A 996-nucleotide genomic window follows, 5' to 3' on the forward strand; every position below is an offset into this window, starting at 1 on the left:
CGCCACGCCTTCTCCCGTTGCTCCCGCGAGCGATACACACAGGTCACCTAGATCGGCAGAGCGGCCGGCAGCGAAAGAGTGTACATCACGGTCGTCGCCGCAGCATTAAAAAACAGCACGCAGATGGTCGATGTGGAGTGCAACGAGGCCACGATGGGGGCCCTCGCGCCCGAGTACGACTGGGACGACTGCCGCACCGCCGGCTGGGACAAGCACGCGCGCTTCGGCTACTTCAAGTCCGAGCGCCAGGGCGTGGGCCGGCACATCGGCTCCGAGAACGACCTGCTCCGCGAGTACTACGCGGCCACCCACAAGGTGTGGAAGAAGGCTTACGAGCTTCAGCGTGACGACAAGGGCGAGCTCATCCTCGACCAGTTCGGCAAGGCGCAGCCCGTGCTCGACGCCGACGGCAACCCGGTCACCATCCCCCTGGCCGAGCGCGACGTCGAGCCCATCGTCTACTACATGAACCTCAACTTCCCCGAGTCGATGCAGCCCACGGCCACCCGGATCGGTCAGGACTGGAACCAGGCCTTCGCCGAGGCTTTGGCCGCGGCGAAGGGCATCAGCGTCGATGCGCTGCTCGACGAGGTCGAGGCCGAGACCGGCAAGCGCCTGGTCTTCGAGGTGCGCGAGAACACCTGCTCGGTCAACGGCATCAACGACTACATCGCCGCCAACCCGAGCATGCAGGACGTCGTCGACGAGGGCACGCGTGGCGAGGGTCTGCTGCCCGGCAACCTCGAGCGCACTTGCGCCGGGCTGACCAACATCAGCCGGCAGCGCGAGGACGCCAAGTCCTTCACCTGGCAGCAGGCGGGTGACACCCGCTTCCACTTCATCTACTGGGTGAACGAGGACGCCCCCAACGGCCCCCTCGGCTACGGGCCCTCGGCCACCGACGTCGAGACCGGTCGTATCGTGAGCGGCAACGCCTACGTCTACGGCGCCGCCGTCGACTCCTACGCCCGCAGCGCCGCCGACGTGGTCGGCGCC

At 67.2% G+C, this 996-nt stretch carries 1 protein-coding gene; it reads left to right on the forward strand.

What is annotated here, in order from left to right:
• Window positions 1-78: 78 nt before the first annotated feature.
• Window positions 79-996, forward strand: a 918-nt coding sequence (locus GY812_17705; GenBank protein MCP4437317.1) for a hypothetical protein, incomplete at its 3' end; no start/stop codon positions are given.

Source organism: Actinomycetes bacterium, from assembly GCA_024222295.1.
Classification (GTDB): domain Bacteria; phylum Actinomycetota; class Acidimicrobiia; order Acidimicrobiales; family Microtrichaceae; genus JAAEPF01.